Below are 15631 nucleotides of genomic sequence, written 5' to 3' on the forward strand. Positions count from 1 at the left end.
GTAGGTTCGTCATCCTTCCTCGTAGCTCTCTCAAACCTGTCTATCCTTCTCCCTCGAGTCTCCGCAGATTCTCCTTGTCGTCACCTCGCATAGCATAACGCTGATAGCCACTGTTCTTAGCTCTTTAGCTCTTCGGAGGCTTGCCCAGCACGGGTAGCCCGGCAAGCCTCCTCCTATTATCTCTCGATTAGCTATGGTAATGTGTGCCGCGCTTACACCAGTGCAGCTGAGGAGCCAGCTTAACGGTCGCCCCGGGGCCCTAGAGGAGTCTCATCCAGTACTCCATCGCATCCTGTACCACTACACTCCTCTTCTTGGCCCTCTCGAACTCCTCCGGCGTATAGAGGAGTATTTCGAGCGACACGTCACCCGGCAACAGTTCCCGTATCATGGCATACCTCTTGCCTGGGTCGAGCCCCCTGAACCTCGGCGAGACTATGATGAGGTCTATGTCGCTATCCTCGAGCCAGTCGCCACGCGCATAGCTCCCGAAGAGGTAGACCTGGGCCTCGCCGAGGACGGCCCTAACCCTCTCGACGATCTCCGCTAGCACCCTCCTGACCCTCTCTGGGAGCCCCGGTGAACCCGAGGAGCCTACCGACATGCTCCACCACCCTCTCAGCTACACCCACAAGCCTCTCAGCAGTCTCCCTGGGTATACTCTCCCAGGGCCTCTCTAATCCGGCATTCGGGTACCTGGCGAGCGTATAGTAGGGGGTGAGCTCGGCGACACCCACGTAGAGCTCGCGGGGGAGCCTCAACCCGAGACCCTCGACGAGTCTAACAAGATCGTGTGTCTTAGGCGGCCTAGCCCTCTTCAATACCATGTATGCGGCTTTCAACGCCTTCTCGACAGCCTGGTGCGCGGCAAAAAGAGCCCAGTTGTACCTACCCCGCCTCAACGCATCCCGAGCCTCATCGAGATCGACAAGAGCGCCATCAAACCAGTCTCTAGCCTCACTCCTAACCAACGCTCCAACCCACTAGCACGCCACACACGCCGGGAGAAAAACGCGATGAAACCACGTTCGCAGCCACAAACCAAGAATACAAGGTCGTGGACCCGAGATACCCGCCCTAGCCGAGAGCACCTACCTCAAGCTGTCATACACGCCCGTGAGGCTCTGGCCTGAAGCGGTAACCATCTAGACTAGATTGGCACGCCGTGCACAGGTAGACCTGCGACATTTGAGATGGTCTAGGTGAGGAGAATGGAGGCTCGTGGGGACGCGAAGGACGTGGAGATGATCCTGTGCCGATGCTCGCAAGGCGTTTGCTCGATACGCGCCCGGCGAATATCTAGACATACGATGACAACGTGGCATTGCTGTTCCCGTTCGGAATGGTAGCGTGCTACCCGTAGACCGCGTGGTTTAAACTATCGGGTGGGCCTCGGGGACGCTGCCCGCGGGTTTCGCCGCTAGACCCCCAGAGCTTAAGACGGTGGAACGCTGGTTAACCGACCTTATGGGGCTTGCACGCCAGTGCTTGCCGAGCATCTAGACCGGCCTCTGCCCAAGCCGCGGCGCGACCCCGTGGGCTACGCCGCTGCTCGTGCGCTAGAGGCTCTGCTGGAAGCTGTGCTGGCTCTCGTGTTCCTCGAGAAGGGCTTCACCCGGAATGCTGCCGGGAAGGCGTTCCAAGCCTGGAAGGCGCTGACGGCAGCACTCCTGGCCCTAGAGAGGGATAGGATAGCTGAGGGGCTGAGGGACGAGGAGCAGAGGAGATGGCTACTCGAGAGGGGTATACCCAGAGTCCCTAGTAGCAGGCTTAAGCATCTAAGCCAGCTCCTAGAGAAGGCGGGAATCAACTACTACAGCTTCATCACCGATAAGGCCCTGAGCCTCCACGACTACCAGTACCACAGCCCAGACCCGGACCTCGAGCTTAGCAAGTACCGGAGCCGAAGCGAAGCGGTATACGATATCGTGGCTCTACTGGCGGAGCTAGCCAGGATAACCGAGGAGCTAGTGAAACCGAGGCTACGGGAAGCGAACAAGTGGGACAAGAGCCACGAGGAGGCCCTACAAGAGCTACGAGAGAAGCTAGCCAGCCGCTAGCAGCCACACAACCCACCCTGCGAACCCCTCCCGGCGAACACCAAGCACCCACACCAAGCCACACCGGCCGACACGGCACACACGCCGGGAGAAGCCAGACAGAACCCACACCGGGGCCCCTCCCCCTCGCCCGCGTGCCCACTGAACGAGTTACACCGAGCCAATCGGAGCTATCTGGGCGACGTAGGCCCTCACAGCCCACGATGAGAGACTCTTGGGACCCAACAGCTTCTCAGTCACACCGAGCAGCTCTTGCAGCGCTTGTATCGTGTAGGTGTGGCCTAGCGCGGTCTCGAGCCTCGCCCTTGGAGCCACGAACGTCAGCTGAGGAGCCAAGAGACTAGCCACGATAACATCCGCTAGCAGCTCGTGGGGCACCGCGAGATTAGCGGCTAACAGCCTACAAGCGTCCACGTATAGCGCGGGGCCGACCAGCAACCCTAGCCTCTCGAAGTGTCTCGACACCTCCTCTACGATAGCCCAGAGTCTGCTCGGAGCGGTCAAGTGCGGGGCTATCCTCTCCGTGTCAAGTGGTGCTAGTGGCGCCTCGAACCTGGCTACGACGTTCCTCGGTAGAAGGCTCCAGGGTTCTCTACGCACGGCCTTCGGTAGATCAGCTAGCGTGGATCTCACACTCTCGGCGCATATGTCTGTACGTCCCGGCCTGGCGGGTTCCAGGTCCTCCGGGACCTCGACAATGTGCCCTAGACTCGTTACGGGTAGCAGAGGTGCCCTACGGGCAAACGCATACCCTATCCTGTAGAGGTGCCCCATATCGAGAAGGTTCATTGTCGCTATCATTCTCCAAGCGAGGGGCATCGGCAGGCCTCTCCTAGACGCGTACTCGGCTAGCTTCTCGGCCACCGGGTTCAAAGAGCCGCATTCCTCCCTAACGCTCTCCCGCAGAACCCTGGCTAGCTCCTCGCTAGGCCTGAGAAGCGTGAAGCGAACCCTATGGTCAACATCGAGAAGCGTGAATACCTCGCCAAGCACGACCTCGACTCTGGCCCGGTTAACCTCGTCAAAGATAAACCAAACGGGTGTCTTCCCGCATGTGTACCTGGCCCACGTGCGTATCACAGAGCGTGCCAGGGCACCCTCCTCTACATCCATGAGGTCGCTGTAGTTGAGATCCTCGCGGCCAGTCACAAACTCGTAGTCATAGCCACGCTCTTCTGCCAGGAGCACAGCTAACCGGGTCTTCCCGGAGCCTGGCGGGCCAACCAAGCAGAGCGACTTGTCAGCCCTCAAGAGATACTCGGCAGCCTCGCGGGTCGTCACCTGGTAGGCTCGCACCTTGCTATGCACGCTTCCACCTCCTCATCTATCTCGTTAGGCGCGACGCCTAGCACCCTGACATCAAGGGTATAGAGGCTAGGATCTAGTAGCTCTGCGGTCATTCCAATCCTCTTAGCAGCCTCACGTAGAGCGTTCAGCGCCGATTGTGTAGACCTGACCTGCTCGACCGCACGGCACAATAGCCGTAGCTCGGCTGTGAGCAGCTCCGCGACACGCCCTCGGGGATCACCAGTCTTCACGGGTATCAGTGGCGCAAGCTTGCCAGCGATACGTGAGCCACGCAAGTGTTCCTGCATGTACCGGAGGGTGCCCGCCGTGCAGACATCGGCGCTAACGGTGCTAGCTATGCCGACGGCTATCGCTAGGAGGTGATACGCGGGAGTCACGCGTAGAAGCGTACCCAGCAGGAAGATGATAGACCCCACGGTGACGGCATCCAACTGCATACCATACGCTCTGACCACACTAGCGATGCTCTCGGCGAGCTCGGTTAGTAGAGCCTTGTTGTTCTTCTCCCACTCGCTACAAGCCTCATCGTCATTCTCCAGGCGAATGACATAGCCTCTACGAAGGTCGTTCACCATCGGTGGGTATACACGGATAGACCTACGCAACTTATCATCGAGATCCTCGCAGCTCAGCTCAACTATGAAACGTGCGGATTTGCCAAGCTTGGTGCTCAGCTCGCCCTTCAGCATCAGAAGCAATAGGGACTCTACAGCATCCCTCCCCCACGTTCCAGCCTTCAAGGCACCCTCAACGAGACTAGCATAACGCTCACAGCCGGAGGGCACTGCAAGAACCTCAATACCAGTAGCGTGTATCGTGAAGCCACCTAGAAGGGCTAGCGTAGTGTCCACATTCGTACGCAAATATGGCGCATCGAGTGTCTGGAAGAAGTATGGGTTGTAGCGTGCCACTCCCTACATTCCCGGAGGGTATTACGCGCATATAGGGAGGCTTAGAAGAATGTACCCTGTTTTGACATTGGAGGAGGCACGCTGGTACAGCATCGAAAGGTTGTCGAGAGAAACGGGCCTCGGCATAGACGCGCTCCGTGATCTGCTAGGCCGGTTGGCTCTGCTCGAGGAGAGAGCCGTAAACGCGCTAGCCGAGACGGGGGTCAACGTCGACGAGGTAAACCCGGTTGTGTTGAAGAACGACACCGTATACAGTGGCGACTGGGTAGGCGTCGCGACGTTCACCTTCAAGGGCTCGCTGTACACTATAGTCGTGAGGCCGAAGATCAGCTGGTTCGACGATATGGTGCAAAAGGCTCTAGGGGTATTGGCGCGCCTAGGCGCTGGGAGCGTCTACGCCAAGCTCGAAGCGGCGATAGCCTCTGCAGGCGCGATTAGGCTGCCAGGTGCGCTCCTAGCGTCAATGTTCATAGAGGAGTGGGCCAGGAGCCACCCAATAACACCGAGGAACCTCGCAACACTAGCATACATGACCTATGCGGCAACCGCATCAGTAACCAAGATGCTCGCCAAGCTGCAAGTGCCGATGGCCGTGAGAATACCGGCTTCAGCGCCGCTACTAGCTCTAGCTTCAAACCCACTGGTAGCACAGTCCCTCCATACGATGCCAACAGAAGAGCCACACTACGAGCCTGTAGAGGAGGCAGCCCTCCTAGCCCGAGCCTCGACAGTACAACTAGGAAGCCTAGCATATAACCTCACGATGCTCCTGCCAGCACCCAAGCTGTTCGAACTTGCAGTCCTCGCGGAGATCCTCGACGTGATGCACAGGGAGAGAGGATGCAAAACCGTGAAAATCGAGGACTGGACCCTGATACTCGACTGCAGGGACACAGAGGCGAGGATATACTACAACAAGTCGCCACGCTCAAGGCTCATCGAGAGGCTAGTCGGCACGAGACTCAAGCCAGACACAGTCATAGAAACAGACGACGAGCTGCTAATCGTGGAGGCGAAATACAGGAGGTGTGACTCGCACCTAGGCATAGGCGATGCAGTTAGGATAGCCGCCTACATGTACGACCTGGATCCCAACACTCTAATCATAGTCTACCCGGAGTGTGTCAAGACCAGACATGTGAATGAAAAGGTCGTTATAGTACCGTTCAACGAGCTAAAAGAAAGACTCGAGCAATTATTGTAGCGTTCTACTTTAACTTGACTACACGTAATCAGTTCTAGACAATCACATTATAGGTATGAAACCATGTAATGGTATAGTTTTGTTCGGCATAATTGTCTGTTTTTGTCGCATTTAGCAACAAGTATGTTGGTGCTATTACTGTTACTATACCATGTCGTATGCAATAGTACTGTTTTTATAGGCGGCAAGACCCTTAATGTTCGGGTACAGTTTTGGCGTTACAGAGAGATGTGAATGCAGTACTTGTTGTACCGTCCTTCTACCATAACGTTGTTTCTATGGACTTGGGGTCTGTTCTCGAGGCTCAATATGGTGTCCGGATTGCCGGTGTATTTCTACCCGCCCAGATTTGTAGACAGGATAGAGGCAGTTATGTGTGCGATTTTGAGAGGACCGAGCTAGAAGGTAGCATACTGTACACGAATGTGAAGAATCAGCTCGTTAAGTTGCAGAGGGTTTCCGGTGTTCTTGAGCAGCTCGGGTATAGGATCTCCACGGTGGTTGTTCATACGGAGCTTAGGATGCCTCTATGGAGTGAAGGGTGGTTCCGGAAGCTCTATGCTAGGCTGTTATCCGTGTTGCCCAGTCTCTTGGAGGAGGCGGGCATAGACGCCAAGCATGTCGTTGTTGAGATGCATCCTGGTTTTAACGAGCCGCAGTGCTATAGCCGTGTGCAGCTGGACCGCTCGTGTGTTGATGTTGGGCGTCACGCCGGTATGATTGTGGACGCGATTGGAGATTTGCTAGAATCGTGCCCCAGTGGCGTCGAGTGCATGTTTACCATCGAGAATAGGTCTGGTTCGCCTACACAGGTTAGGCGTTATGGTAACATTGTCGAGATATCTGGGTTCACTTCGCGTAGACCCCAGGCACTTGCAAGTTTCTATGACGTCCTTGAGGAGATCAGGATAGTGAGCCGTGCAGCGAAGGAGACGCTGGGAGGAGTACCCGTCGGAGCTACACTGGATATACCCCAACACCTTAGGGGGCTCTACCGCCAATTACCCAAAGAGCAGAAGGGTATACTCGGCGTGGCAAAGGAGGAGCTGGACAGGCTGCTAGAGAAGCTTGCTAGCACAGCCCGCGAGCTGGGAATGCCGGTGCTACGGTCTCTGCATATCCACTGGTTCGGGTCTAGAAGTAATGGTGTCCCTGAAACTCATGCAGCGTTGACCAATGAAGTGTTCAGAGAGATCTATGTGAAACTATCGAATTGGCTTAGAGTAGAGACACCAAGAGTCGTGCAAAAACCATTGCTTATGGTCCCTGAGGCTCTGCCGGGAAGAGGAGGGAAGAATCAAGAGATAATCGATACGATGATTTACACTGCAAAACTAGTTAGTACCATCAACGAGGGTCGATAAGAGAAGTTGAACGATTCACCTAGCAGTCAAGATGGACCCATGGCTACAATCCTAGCTTCTTTCTAACCTTTTCTAGAGTCTCTCTGAGCCGTGTGAATGCGCTCTCTACTTCACTGTCCCAGGGTATCTTGCCTCTCATTGCCTCTATGTTCTCGATGAGCCTCTCGATCAGCATTATTGTGTCTTGTGCTGCTTCGCGCCTATCCCGGTATCTTGAGAGGGCCATGTCAGGATCGGGGCCGTGGTACTGGTAGTCGTGTAGGTCGAGGGCTAGACTCGTCCAGGCTGTTATATCGCGGTATCCGAGCCTCTCGAGAAGCTGGGATAGTGGCTTTAACCTAGTTGTTGGTAGCTTCGGTACACCCCGCTTCACGATCCACTCTCTCTCAGCCTTGCTCTCCACCACCTCGAGGAGCCTGTCTAGCTCGACTCGAAGGATTGCCGCGAGAAGAGCCCTCCAAGCCTGGAACGCTTTCCCTGCTGCGTTCCTCGTGAGGCCCTTCTCGAGGAAGTGGAGCGCGAGAAGGGCCTCTACCAGAGCCTCGAGTGTACGTGCAGATGCGTATTCCTTGCTACTCGGCCTGGATAGGGGCTTCTCAAGGGCCTCGTACACTTTCAACCACCGTCTATCGAGCTACCCGTGTATACCCGTATGGGACGATAACCACCTCCTCTTTTCGATAAACTCCCGCTAGCGGAGCCCCGAATCGACACTGTGCATCGTGTAGCGCTTGCACTAGGGCTGGCCGTTATCGTCCGATACTCCATGTACCTAGGGTAGCACCACACCTGGTCTAGGCGGCTCTATACCAGGGTATGTGTAAATACTCGCGTCGCACATGCATAGTAGTGTGTAGAGCGGGGAGTATGAAGAGGCTTGGGTATATACTGGGTTTATCGCTGATACTAGTGTCCGCGGCTGTATTGTCGCTTTACGTGACAAGCCCGAGTAGAGAAGGCGCCGTCAACAACGCTGGGCATGGTGATGCGCGGGCTGCGGTGGTGCTTGATCTGTCTCTCGTCGGGTCTAGCGGGGCACGTGTATCCAGGCCCATCAGGTACTTCAGGCTTAGCAACGGGACGACTATAGTAGTGGAGGATCGTAATCCGTTTCCCTTCGAGATACGCCTCGAGCCTAGCGTTGCTGGTATGGAGGTTCCCGGGAGGCTAACGGTTTACAGGGTGGAGGCTTACAGGGGCGCCGACGAGGTGCTCGAGCTCCTCGAGAAGATAGGTGTAGAGGCGAAAGGCGTCAGGTACGACAATGCTACGAAGACGTTCATATACTCGGATGAAAGAGTGTACGTCGAGTATGAGACGGAGACGGGCTTCATGAGGATTGTGTTCCGTGAGCCTCTCGACCGGGAGGCTGTGGATAGTATCCTGGAGGTGCTCGGGTACAGGGAGGGTGAATGCGGTAAGCGCGTGGTAACGACGGTTGATGTTAACGGCACGCCCCTGGAGAAGGGAGTTGTGTACTACAGGATGTTCGACGGCCTACCGTCTAATATTGCTGTGCTCGTACGCTATCGTGGCGATAGGGTTGTGGCCGTTGAGGGTGTCGTGCCCAAGTCCCTGGTTGCAGTCGGGAGTTACCAGGTGACTCCGGTGGATGAGCTGCCGCGTCTCCTGGCTGAGCGTGTATCCGGCAAGGTAGATGCCCGCGACTGGATGCTCGATAACGTCGCGTTCACGAACCTCACAATCACAAAGATCCAGCTGGTATACAGGCTGACACCGAAGGGCTACATAGTGCCGGTTTACGTGCTCGAGGGCCACTACGAGCTGAGGTATGATGGTATCAACGAGGAGGGTACCGTTAAAGGAGCAATAGTCGCAGTAAAACCCTAGAGTTAGGACGCGACGGGCGAATGGAAGCACCCCACTATTTTAAACGCGTTTTCCCTCTAGCCCGGCCGGTCTCCCTCTAGGGCCCCTGGACACTCCCCACAATCCCGTGGGGCGCAAGTCCAGCCGACGCGAGCTTAGCATGCCGTGTCCCCGGTTCTCAGGGGCGTCGGTCGTCATCCGGTGTACCTGGGCTGTGATGGTAGGATGGGATCGCTAGAGGCTAGTGGCCTATCCTGAGCATATTCTCCTCTCTATCTCGCTCACTAGCCTCTCTATCTTCTCAAGAGCTTTCTCCACATCTTCTCGGCTACACCATCCCTCGTAGAAGCACGTGTGCATCCCGTTTGCATACATCCATGCATCCCTAACCCAGTCTCCGAGCTCCCTAGTCACATGTCTCATGTACTCCCATAGCTCGCCGTGGCTAGCCAGCCTCCTCCCATCCCTCCACGCCGCGTAGGCCTTGACAGCCAGCGCAGCAGCCCCCCACGCCTTCTCAGCAGCCTGCCTCACGTTACCCCTAGTCAGCTCTTCCCTCGCCTGCTCGAGGAGGCTTTTGGACGCCTCGATGTACTCCCGTGCTCTCTCGGGCGGGTCAAGATCACGCAATACAAGCTCCACGAGATACTCTTCGGGGCTTAGGCCGAGCTTCTCAGCCTCCTCCCTCAGCCTCCTGACAACGCTAGCCGGCACGACAATAGTCTCTAGTGCCATCCAGACACCCATCACAACGTCTACCATGCTAACCCCCTAAAACGCGATCCACCAGCCCTCCACAAGCTACGATACAAACACCACACGACGTGTATCGGCCGTGCTACACACCACTAGCGACATTCCTAGCGGTTTTATCCCCTCCCGTGGATGCACATCTTTCAAGCGTAACAAGCACCTATCCTAGCTTGCAACGATAGACGATTTGGGATTTTTACGTAGTAAAAATGTAGTCAGCTACACCTCAACATTTTGACATTGACCATCGTTGCTCAATCAGCAGCTTGCCAGTTAGACTACCATCACACATCAGCGCATTTCTCGCGATGCGCTTGTTATCACTGGTTATCTACAACTCAATAATCAGATCATTCAGAGCGTTAATATAACATGGGAACATCAACTACATAAAAGCCAAGCGCCGTGCCTCTACACAGCTTGTGAATTTCGGCAAAGAAAAATTTCGCAATTTACATTGACGCGCTCCACACGACGAAAACACGCCACTACCGATGCAAGTCCAAATCATTATGCTCAAAACTACCATCATTAAGGGAAATGCAAGACATTTAGGAGCCGGGGTTAGTTTTGCCTTCTAGTTACATCTACTACACTCAAGGCGCTTAGCTGTTCTGTATCTTCTTAGGCTCTCGGGCCCAACTATATGGAAGTCTATCGGCAGGTAGAGCGGTATGCCTGCCTCCTCTAACGCCTCCAGTATCTTCTCACGTATCTGAACCGCCTCCTCGAAACTAGGCTCGTGATCCAATACTACCACGATATCAACATCGCTCATCGCCGTTAACCGGTTTTCAGCTGCACCACCCACAAGGTAGAACTCAGCCTGAAAACCCAGGTTTTCAAGCACGCATATAATCTCACAAAGCCTATCTAGAGCCTCACGCAGCAATCGAAGCCTAGTGAACCTCACCAAACACCTCCCTCTCTATGCGGGATAAGAGTTTAATCATATCGCGAGCTATATGTAGCAGTCTCTCCGCCTGACTTCTGCTATACTCGAAGACTCCATAGACGGCTCTGGTGTGTCCCTCTTCAAGCTCAGCTAGCAGTCTCCTGTTACTGGCTACGAATCTCCTCACCTCGTCCGCCAGTGTCTCGAAATTCTCGCCCTCCAGGGTCTCGACTAGCAAGGCTAGGAGAGCACGTATGTTATGTCCTCGATGCTCTTCACCAGTCAGCCTATAGAGCAGCGACTTCAGGTAGAGCTGGGCAGCGTACTCAGCGTGTAAAACCGTGAGGTCATACTTGTTCTCGCGGAGTAGTCTCTCGGCTAGCTCTAGCATGGTGAGCGCTCTCTTTTTCAACAGCCTCGGATACTCCCCGCTCAAGCCCAAAACCCAGCATTATAGCTGTATGGTGAGACTATGTATGAGATCGGCCAAAAACACCCTCGATATAAGCTGTTCCACAGTGGCGTGACCCACGTCTGTACAGCGGGCGACGTGCATCTAGAACAAGTGTGCAGAACGAAAATAATAGCATTTCCCCGCCGAGCAAGGGCTACAGCAAGTTTTCACGGTTCTCACAGCCTCTGACCGCCTCACCTACCTAGTAGCCTCACGGTCGCGTATAATAGGGCGATTGCAAGCAGGGCTAGTACATTAGCTAGTATATCGCGGGCTGCGCCCGGGTTAGGCTCGATGTAACGATGGTAGAAGTGGTGGAATAGTTCTCCTAGCCTCCATGAAAAGCTCGTGCAGTAGGATGAGGTTACGCCTAGCATCGCGCAACAGGAGTGTTAGGATTAGGAGTGTGTTTGTATGTAGTTTTGCGTACCGCGTGTAAGGCCTATGTGGCGGTACCTGCACTACATGCACATTGTCAAGTGCGTTGAGGAATAGTGCGATCTGCTCAGCCGGGGAGAGGCTCGTTTCTAGAGCCTTGGTGGCTAAAGCATAGGCATGAATCGTATCATAGACGATATTGCTGTCATTCACCCGCGGGGCCCACACCCTCCACGCGTTATACTCTAAGCTCTGGATGACTCTCTCAACAGGAATGTCAAGCTTCGCGGTCTTAGCCTGCAACTCGAATAGCGATATGAGACTCACTTCGATACTGCTGAGTTCGATGCTAGCCTTACCCTCGGCGATAGTCCTCAACAAGTACCTGGCTGCTGGGATGCACGTAGAGGTTTAAGGGATAGCCATTGGCGTAGTCTCTGTTAGCTGAGTATGGTTGGGGCGAGTGGGTTTGGCGGTTAGGCTGTCAACGCTTATCGGCATGCTTCTCGTGATGTACTTGTTGTCGCTGGTTACTGGGGGTTTCGTGTTACTCGCTAATGCTGTTGTCGTCCGTGCGGTCTCCGAGCCTTACATTCCGCTAGCACTCCGCCTGGCTCTACTCGCGCTAGTCTCTGCCTGGGGTTTGCCACCCCTCGTCCGTGTGTTGCGCGTACGGCGGATGAGGTGGCACGAGTCGTTGGTCACGGGTGTCATTACGGCCTTGTATGCCGCTGCTCTCGTAGCCGCGTTCGCCTATGATGCTGTGCTGGGCCTTGTGACTGGCGCTACGCTCCTCGCGAGGGTGTCTCTCGTCGCCCAGAGGGGGGATAGGCGTAGGGCGGCGCTGGAGGCGGGCCTGTTCACGCTGCTCGCCGTAACCCTCATACTCGTGAAGCTCTATGTGCCCGTGGCGTCTGCGAGACTCCTGGAGGAGGTTAGGCTCGGGGAGCCCATCGACGTCAATGGGCTCTATCGTTTCATACCCCTGATGACAGCCTACGTCTACGCTCTCGACCGGATACAGTTGCCCACCCACACGGTGTACGCGGAGGACAGCTACGTCTACTACATCGGCAACCATAGCGTCTACAACTGGATTATAGAGCCCGAGGGCTTCTGGAACCAGTTGACCCGGTCGCCGCGCGGCATCATCCTCGTCTATGGCGACTCGTATCCCCCGCGCGTCGAGATAGTCGAGAGGAGGCTGGAGTGGGGTCTCCGTAATGCACGGTTCAACGGCCTCTATATCGACACGCTGATACGCCGCGTCGTGCTCGCGGCAGGGCTGGCTCTCAGGCCCATACCCGAGAATAACATGGAGGTGTATCTCGACGGCAGGGTGTACATCCTTATACCGCTCGAGTCGTGGATAAGAGGCCCGCTCGAGACCATACCCGTGCTGGCGGGCTACGCGGTGGTCAACGAGAAGGGTAGCATCGAGGTTCTCTCCCCGGAGGAGGTTGCAGAGCGCTTCCCGTTCATACCGCTCCTGCCCGAGGCGATAGCAAGAGCGTGGGTCGAAACCCTACGCTACAAGCCAGGCTTCCTACAGGTATACCTCTACCACAACACGTTCGAAGTGCGCGATGTGGGTACCAATCCCCAGCCCTACCTGACGCTCGACACCCGCGGCAGGCAATGGTGGGTTTTCGTGGCCGAGCCACCAGGCCGAACATACAGCGCCAAGTACATAATCTACGTGGCGGCTAACGAGACGAGCCCGAGGATACGCGTCTATGAGCTACCGAAGCCCGTCGTAGGCGTTAGCATGGTAGAGAGCTACGTTAAGCAGGCGCACCCGGTTTTCGACTGGGAGCAGCTCAGCATAGAGGAGCCTATACCAGCTGTCATCGGGGGCAGGGTATACTGGAAGGTCACGGTAACCACGCGGGACTACCGCGGCCTCGTCTCGGTGGACATCGTAGACGCTGAGACCACGAGAGTATACAGCCTACAACCAAGGCACCACATAGCCTACCTCGACGCCCTCAAACTCATAATGGGTGAGCTAGGCGCAAAGCAACCGACCGAGAAGAGCAGTAAGGACATACTTGATAGGATAGGAGAGCTAGAGGAGAAGATCAAGAGGGTGAGGGAGGAGCTAGACAAGATACTAGAGGAGCTAGAGGAGATCAAGGAGACGCTGCTAAACGAGACGCTAGGTCAACGCTAGACGAGCAGTCTAAGCCGGGTAGCGCACCGGGCACACCAACTAGGACTATACCTGTACCGAGGGCTATGCATACTCGTCACCCCGAGGCACACAAGGCGCCAGGTGGCGAAGTCAACACCTCCCCCACGGTTATCCTGACTCTCGGGGACGGTAGGCGCGTTACTCTGGTTGCTACGGCACCGCGCGCTGGACGCGAGAGAAGCTACTCACGTACGTGTCACTCGCTCGTGCTAAGAGCGCGCTAAAAACCCACATATACACGATGGGCATTTTGAAATACCAGAGTTATGGTATAAGCCCGGTGGTATAGGGTGCAGGTCTATGACCCATACTGATAGCCTACCTGGCTTGCATGATAGTGGGGTGGGGCATGGTCTCCTGGCGGATGGTTTAGAGGAGTTGAGGAGAGCTGCGTTTCTGCTCGTGATATCCACGTTGCTCGGGATTGTGGGGTTGATCGGCATCCGGGATCTCATCGTCAAGTTATACTTTGACCTCTTGGACTGGTATCGTAGCAACCTATGGCCCGCCTGGGACGGGAAGCACGTCGAGGTGGACATAGGTGTTGACGTCTTTGTCTTTCTTGCCTTGCTTCTTGCCGCTAAGGTCACGGGCTTCATGGCTGTCTGGAGGCATTTGACTCGTTCTATAGCTCTCCTCGCTGGCTTTGAGCCCGTGGCGCTCCACACGCCGGAGATGCTTGTGAGGCTCGGCTACCGCTATGGTGTCGCTCTCGACCTGGTAGCATCGCTGATTGTGGTTGCTGGTCTCGTCTCTTGGCTAGTCTGGTCGAACCTGGAGACTCTCCTAGCTCTACTCTCTGTAACCATCTCGCTACAAGTGTTGAGCAACGTACTCGTACTAGCGGGGTATATTGGCGTCGTCATGGCTTGTTATAGGCTCGGCGGCATCCTAGGAGAGACAAGGTTCACAGTGGCAGCCGTACTCTTCGCGGTTGCGATACTCTTGTCGCTGGTGGGTCTCGGTGGCATCTTCGACCTTGCAGCGTGGCTGATGGTGTACACGGCAAGCGCGTCAGCCCTCAGCCGGCTAGATGCCATGCAGGCACGTTAGCGCCTCGTACCCAACTACACGTCGTGCAACAGCTGTCATCTTTCGCGTTCATCGACATACGGCACGGCTGGTATGGAGTTGAGCCGGGTTGTAGCCGGATATACTCGCGTCGAGCATCGTATCTGGGGTCTGAGCGTGGTTAGAGTGCCTAGCGAGTGGCTCGAGAAAGCCAAGTTCTTCTACGAGCGTGCACGGAGCGACCTCGAGCAGGGCGTCTACTGGGCTGCTTGCTTTGAGGCCCACCAGTCCGTGGAGCTTATCCTCAAGGGGCTACAAGTGGCTATCATCGGCGTCCACGAGTTTACTCATGATCTTGTGCGTTTGCTGCGCGGGTTGCAGGAGGCGGGACTAGAGGTACCAGAGGAGCTTATCGTATACGCGGATGCGCTCACCCCTCATTATACCATGGCGCGGTATCCGGGTAGGAAACCCGTGGTTTACGACGAGGATGCGGGGAGGAGGTGCGTAGAGTATGCGAGGAGGCTGTGGGAGTGGGCGGAAAGCGTGGCCAAAGATCCTTAAGAGTATAAAGCCGAGCGACGAGGACCTCATGTTGTTCGTCGAGAGGGTTAGGGAGCGACACCCCCGCTCGGCGATACTACTCTTCGGTTCGAGGGCGAGAGGCGACAACCTACCATACAGCGATTATGACGTGGCGGTGATACTGGAGCGTGTAGAGGATAGGCTCCGAGAGGCTGAGGAGCTCGCGAAGCTCAAGCCGAGCAGGCTCCCACTAGACCTTGTGGTGCTGGAGCTTGATGATCTCAGGGACCCGCTCATCGCGAAGATGTTGACGCCATGCAAGGTGCTCTACGATGGTCTTGGGCTGGGCGAGTTACCATGCACCGAGACTGTGAGCAGCGAGAAAAAGGATACCCGGACGAAGTAATACCATCACCACACCGCCGAATACTTGTATGTCGGGAACGTGTTGATCAAGCGGAAACAAGGCAGCATAAGGAAGTAGTAGCGTATGAGGTGTCAACACGCTAAGCTGGTATAGCACTATCCTCTTCTCTTCCAGCTACCCGCCAGAGGATATATTTTTCATTCTGTCGGTGAAGCTTGTTGGCTGGCTGCCACCTCCCCCCTCCCGATCGAACATATTACGTACGAGGAATATTCCCCAGGCAAGAGAGGATCCTACTACCGGTATGATAGTAACGGAATTTGACAGAAACTCTGACTACGATAGGACGGAAGGTTTACACGGTGACCATGCTGTTT

At 55.6% G+C, this 15631-nt stretch carries 18 protein-coding genes; 8 read left to right on the plus strand and 10 right to left on the minus strand.

The window, feature by feature from the left end; genetic code table 11:
• Positions 1 to 30: 30 nt before the first annotated feature.
• The 3 genes from PYRFU_RS10685 to PYRFU_RS06060 all read right to left on the minus strand — a co-directional run bounded on the left by PYRFU_RS10685 (position 31) and on the right by PYRFU_RS06060 (position 971).
• Complete coding sequence (locus PYRFU_RS10685; protein ID WP_280097275.1) at positions 31 to 165, minus strand: hypothetical protein; 135 nt, start codon at positions 163 to 165, stop codon at positions 31 to 33.
• A gap of 94 nt (positions 166 to 259) precedes the next feature.
• The gene (locus PYRFU_RS06055) at positions 260 to 553 is read right to left on the minus strand and encodes a nucleotidyltransferase domain-containing protein (RefSeq protein WP_014026771.1); all 294 of its coding nucleotides are present in this window, start codon (positions 551 to 553) and stop codon (positions 260 to 262) included.
• Positions 525 to 971 carry a HEPN domain-containing protein gene (locus PYRFU_RS06060; RefSeq protein ID WP_014026772.1) on the minus strand — a complete coding sequence of 149 codons (447 nt, stop codon included), beginning with the start codon at positions 969 to 971 and terminating at the stop codon, positions 525 to 527. Before PYRFU_RS06060 ends, PYRFU_RS06055 begins: the two co-directional genes overlap by 29 nt.
• Before the next feature lie 513 nt (positions 972 to 1484).
• Between PYRFU_RS06060 and PYRFU_RS06065 the strand changes: the two genes are divergently transcribed.
• The gene (locus PYRFU_RS06065) at positions 1485 to 2060 is read left to right on the plus strand and encodes a PaREP1 family protein (protein WP_014026773.1); all 576 of its coding nucleotides are present in this window, start codon (positions 1485 to 1487) and stop codon (positions 2058 to 2060) included.
• 150 nt (positions 2061 to 2210) lie between these two features.
• On the opposite strand, the gene PYRFU_RS06070 is transcribed toward PYRFU_RS06065, so the two are convergent.
• Both PYRFU_RS06070 and PYRFU_RS06075 read right to left on the minus strand, forming a co-directional pair.
• Positions 2211 to 3368 (minus strand): AAA family ATPase, encoded by a 1158-nt coding sequence (locus tag PYRFU_RS06070; protein ID WP_014026775.1) that lies wholly within the window; start codon positions 3366 to 3368, stop codon positions 2211 to 2213.
• Positions 3338 to 4279, minus strand: a complete 942-nt coding sequence (locus PYRFU_RS06075) for a hypothetical protein (RefSeq protein ID WP_014026776.1) — start codon at positions 4277 to 4279, stop codon at positions 3338 to 3340. Before PYRFU_RS06075 ends, PYRFU_RS06070 begins: the two co-directional genes overlap by 31 nt.
• A 61-nt stretch (positions 4280 to 4340) precedes the next feature.
• On the opposite strand from PYRFU_RS06075, the gene PYRFU_RS06080 reads away from it, so the two are divergent.
• Positions 4341 to 5483, plus strand: coding sequence for a hypothetical protein (locus PYRFU_RS06080; RefSeq protein WP_167827869.1), 1143 nt, complete (start codon positions 4341 to 4343; stop codon positions 5481 to 5483).
• Between the two features lie 212 nt (positions 5484 to 5695).
• Positions 5696 to 6847: a hypothetical protein gene (locus PYRFU_RS06085; RefSeq protein WP_014026778.1), complete on the plus strand. Its 1152-nt coding sequence runs from the start codon at positions 5696 to 5698 to the stop codon at positions 6845 to 6847.
• Between the two features lie 43 nt (positions 6848 to 6890).
• On the opposite strand, the gene PYRFU_RS06090 is transcribed toward PYRFU_RS06085, so the two are convergent.
• The gene (locus tag PYRFU_RS06090; RefSeq protein ID WP_014026779.1) at positions 6891 to 7460 is read right to left on the minus strand and encodes a PaREP1 family protein; all 570 of its coding nucleotides are present in this window, start codon (positions 7458 to 7460) and stop codon (positions 6891 to 6893) included.
• A gap of 254 nt (positions 7461 to 7714) precedes the next feature.
• Here PYRFU_RS06090 and PYRFU_RS06095 point away from each other — a divergent pair, with 254 nt between their 5' ends.
• A complete protein-coding gene (locus tag PYRFU_RS06095; protein ID WP_014026780.1) occupies positions 7715 to 8698 on the plus strand; it encodes a hypothetical protein in 984 nt (327 codons plus the stop codon).
• Positions 8699 to 8926: 228 nt separating this feature from the next.
• On the opposite strand, the gene PYRFU_RS06100 is transcribed toward PYRFU_RS06095, so the two are convergent.
• The 4 genes from PYRFU_RS06100 to PYRFU_RS06115 form a co-directional block, all read right to left on the minus strand.
• Positions 8927 to 9439 carry a PaREP1 family protein gene (locus PYRFU_RS06100; RefSeq protein ID WP_014026781.1) on the minus strand — a complete coding sequence of 171 codons (513 nt, stop codon included), beginning with the start codon at positions 9437 to 9439 and terminating at the stop codon, positions 8927 to 8929.
• Between the two features lie 568 nt (positions 9440 to 10007).
• A complete protein-coding gene (locus PYRFU_RS06105) occupies positions 10008 to 10343 on the minus strand; it encodes a nucleotidyltransferase domain-containing protein (RefSeq protein WP_014026782.1) in 336 nt (111 codons plus the stop codon).
• Positions 10330 to 10761 carry a HEPN domain-containing protein gene (locus PYRFU_RS06110; protein ID WP_014026783.1) on the minus strand — a complete coding sequence of 144 codons (432 nt, stop codon included), beginning with the start codon at positions 10759 to 10761 and terminating at the stop codon, positions 10330 to 10332. Before PYRFU_RS06110 ends, PYRFU_RS06105 begins: the two co-directional genes overlap by 14 nt.
• 303 nt (positions 10762 to 11064) lie before the next feature.
• Positions 11065 to 11535 carry a hypothetical protein gene (locus PYRFU_RS06115; RefSeq protein WP_014026784.1) on the minus strand — a complete coding sequence of 157 codons (471 nt, stop codon included), beginning with the start codon at positions 11533 to 11535 and terminating at the stop codon, positions 11065 to 11067.
• Positions 11536 to 11620: 85 nt separating this feature from the next.
• Between PYRFU_RS06115 and PYRFU_RS06120 the strand changes: the two genes are divergently transcribed.
• The 4 genes from PYRFU_RS06120 (at position 11621) to PYRFU_RS06135 (ending at position 15293) form a co-directional block, all read left to right on the plus strand.
• On the plus strand, positions 11621 to 13330 hold the full coding sequence (locus tag PYRFU_RS06120) for a hypothetical protein (protein WP_425277009.1): 1710 nt from the start codon (positions 11621 to 11623) through the stop codon (positions 13328 to 13330).
• Between the two features lie 321 nt (positions 13331 to 13651).
• The gene (locus tag PYRFU_RS06125; RefSeq protein WP_014026786.1) at positions 13652 to 14404 is read left to right on the plus strand and encodes a DUF973 family protein; all 753 of its coding nucleotides are present in this window, start codon (positions 13652 to 13654) and stop codon (positions 14402 to 14404) included.
• Between the two features lie 72 nt (positions 14405 to 14476).
• Positions 14477 to 14926 carry a HEPN domain-containing protein gene (locus PYRFU_RS06130; RefSeq protein WP_425277002.1) on the plus strand — a complete coding sequence of 150 codons (450 nt, stop codon included), beginning with the start codon at positions 14477 to 14479 and terminating at the stop codon, positions 14924 to 14926.
• Positions 14877 to 15293, plus strand: coding sequence for a nucleotidyltransferase domain-containing protein (locus PYRFU_RS06135; protein ID WP_014026788.1), 417 nt, complete (start codon positions 14877 to 14879; stop codon positions 15291 to 15293). Before PYRFU_RS06130 ends, PYRFU_RS06135 begins: the two co-directional genes overlap by 50 nt.
• The last annotated feature ends 338 nt before the right edge of the window (positions 15294 to 15631 follow it).

It is taken from the genome of Pyrolobus fumarii 1A, assembly GCF_000223395.1.
GTDB classification, from domain to species: Archaea; Thermoproteota; Thermoprotei_A; order Sulfolobales; family Pyrodictiaceae; genus Pyrolobus; species Pyrolobus fumarii.

Bases quoted from the DNA above. Each gene is read 5' to 3' on its own strand.
- PYRFU_RS06095 (WP_014026780.1), top strand. From the start codon at position 7,715: ATGAAGAGGCTTGGGTATATACTGGGTTTATCGCTGATACTAGTGTCC.
- PYRFU_RS06100 (WP_014026781.1), bottom strand. From the start codon at position 9,439: ATGGTAGACGTTGTGATGGGTGTCTGGATGGCACTAGAGACTATTGTC.
- PYRFU_RS06125 (WP_014026786.1), top strand. From the start codon at position 13,652: ATGACCCATACTGATAGCCTACCTGGCTTGCATGATAGTGGGGTGGGG.
- PYRFU_RS06130 (WP_425277002.1), top strand. From the start codon at position 14,477: ATGGAGTTGAGCCGGGTTGTAGCCGGATATACTCGCGTCGAGCATCGT.
- PYRFU_RS06135 (WP_014026788.1), top strand. From the start codon at position 14,877: ATGCGAGGAGGCTGTGGGAGTGGGCGGAAAGCGTGGCCAAAGATCCTT.